This is a genomic window from Colwellia sp. BRX8-7 (assembly GCF_014077275.1).
Classification (GTDB): Bacteria; Pseudomonadota; Gammaproteobacteria; order Enterobacterales; family Alteromonadaceae; genus Colwellia_A.
In genome coordinates, this window is record NZ_JACGVP010000052.1 from 1 (window position 1) to 2,456 (window position 2,456).

The following is a 2,456-nucleotide window of genomic DNA, read 5'->3' on the forward strand; positions in this document are numbered from 1 at the left end:
TCATAATAACTTTGTGAGCATTCCCCCGTATCAAAATTTATATTTACATCATAATGCAATTTAATCGGATGATTTCTAGTCGGGGTGAATATTCCCCCCATCGCTTTGATATAGCCATTCCAATTACTTGTATCAGCTGCAACACGTGCTTTCTCAAGAATTGAGTCAGGGAAGATTGAGGCTTTTAATCGTCTCAATTCACGCCATACAGATACACTGGCACCGCCAATCTGTTGAAACTGACGAATACACCAACACGACGCCCACGCATTAATACGTATCGCTGTAGTGATTGAGTCATTACCAAATTTGTCTTTAACAAGCCCTTTCCCGTCAATATTCTTGACGATGTACTTCATAATATATCCAGTGGCATTTTTCTTTGGGTCTACTTTTTTAAAGTCACAACGATTTTCTAATGCGCCTTTTTCATCTCCGTCTTCTTGAAGTGAATATAAACGAATAATTTGTTCAAGATTTTTAAGACTAGTAGGCTCTGTGAAAAACAAACAGTGCCAATGTGGCGTTCCATCGTGTTGAGGCTCTACAACCCTAAAGCCATAAATAGAAATGTTTTTCCGTTTTAGCTCGGCTCGTATTCTCGACCAAACTTTATTTAAATAACGTTGAGCTTCATCTGGCATTGAACCATCCCATTTAGGATTTTTAGCGCCTGACTTTGAATAAGCACGATGGAATTTTGAAGGGCACGTAATGGTGACAAATAAACCGTCATGTCCGAACTCCATCGATAAGTCTTCAAACCCTCTACAACGATTGATTAACTCCGCTTTTTTCACTTCTGGATTAGAAACATTCATATCGGATATTTCTTTTAAGGAAAATCGCTGACCTTCGTCATTAATAATATAATGTGAGCTTAATAGTTGTTCATTTCTCGCTATCTGTGTCAGGCGATTTTTTGTGGTGATATCACTTGAGTAAATTTGTTTTTTACTATTTACGAGATTAAGCAATATCGCCGCTTTTTCATTTGCTTGATTTATCATTGTTCTTATACGTCTTAACCACCAACGGTTATCCGCTAATCGTTTTAAGCAACCTGATACTTTAATAATGTTAGTGGACTTAGGTGGTTCAATGTTGAATGTCGTTACATAACGAGCAAGGTATTCGTATACGAAACTGCGCTCCTCTTGAGTGAAGTTTTTGTATAGGGTAGAAATTCCGTTAACGGAATTGAGTGAGCGAGACTTTTCGTTAACGGAGTTTTTAGATAACGGATTTGTCCTTATATCGCCTTTATTTGTTCTGTTTTTTCCGTTAACGGTTTTATCATGCTGTAACGTTAAGAAGGTTTCGTTTTGTGGGTCAATAATAACCTTTCTACAATATGTCGAACATTCTTTAGCAAGCGTCTGGATATTATTATCGTGAGAAAAAAATAAGTGTGACAATTTCTTCGGTAATAAAGCGTACAAATCATCCGTCGATTTACGTATATAAATATTGCGTTCTTTAACAGTTTTTTGGTCAAAACCATTTTTCAAAATAATGGCTTGTATTGAATATGAAAACATAGATAAGCGTTGGATCAAAAAGTCATCATTGAGCTTATCTGTCCCCGTTAAATAAGGCGCTATTACTTCATGAACAACAGCGCCTTCAATACAAGATACAATTTTAGATTTATTAAACATAACAATCTGCTGTCATGTTTAATGTTAATAGTTTTCCTGCATCCGTTATCGTGTATCGCGTCCACTCCAACCCACAATAATAAACCGTTTCAAAGTCAACAAGCTTATTTGCAGCTAATGCCTGTAAGGTTCTGATATCAAATTTATATCGTTTCCCTTTCTCATCCTTATAGTTATGCAAACCATTATAAAGAACATCATGTAAATGGTGGTCACTTGTGACTTCAAAGAAACTAGACGGTAAGGTTAACCATAGAAGTAACCTAAACTGCTCTTTGCTTAATTTAGGCATGGGAATCTCCCACAGGCTTTTGCCCTAAATGTTCCATTCGATAAAAACTGTTTAGCCAATTATCTAAATCGTCTTTTATATAACGAACGGCGCGACCAATCTTAATAAAGGGTGGAGCTGGGGTTCTATTTTCGCGGTTTCCTTCCATACGTGATTGACGTAAGAAAGAACGACTCATACCGATATATTCGGCGGTTTCTATTTCTGATAATGCGCGTTTGTTTTGTGTTGTAGGCATAATTGCCTCCATGTACGTTTAAGTTCATGGAAAGTTATACCGACCGTTTTTTTTAGGATGAGCTTAAAGCGGAATAGGATGAGCTTAAAGCGGAAAATTAGTTATTATTTATCAGTTTCCTTGCTGATGTAAGTCTGTTTGCTAATCCTTTAGCACTTATAGACTTTCTCGGTTTACCTTTTTTATCTTCCCATTCAATATCATCACCTGACATTTCTTGTAGTAAGTTATATTTGTCAAATGTCCGATAGTCCCCAAAGTCTTC

3 protein-coding genes are annotated in these 2,456 nt (G+C 36.6%); all 3 read right to left on the reverse strand.

From position 1 onward, the window contains the following. A partial coding sequence (locus tag H4J57_RS19275) for a replication endonuclease (protein ID WP_182243959.1) occupies window positions 1–1,661 on the reverse strand: 1,661 nt, incomplete at its 3' end. Next, entirely contained in the window at window positions 1,654–1,953 is a 300-nt protein-coding gene (locus H4J57_RS19280; protein ID WP_182243960.1) for a hypothetical protein, read from the reverse strand. The genes H4J57_RS19280 and H4J57_RS19275, both read right to left, overlap by 8 nt. Continuing rightward, a complete protein-coding gene (locus H4J57_RS19285) occupies window positions 1,946–2,191 on the reverse strand; it encodes an AlpA family transcriptional regulator (protein ID WP_070374983.1) in 246 nt (81 codons plus the stop codon). Before H4J57_RS19285 ends, H4J57_RS19280 begins: the two co-directional genes overlap by 8 nt. Window positions 2,192–2,456 lie beyond the last annotated feature (265 nt).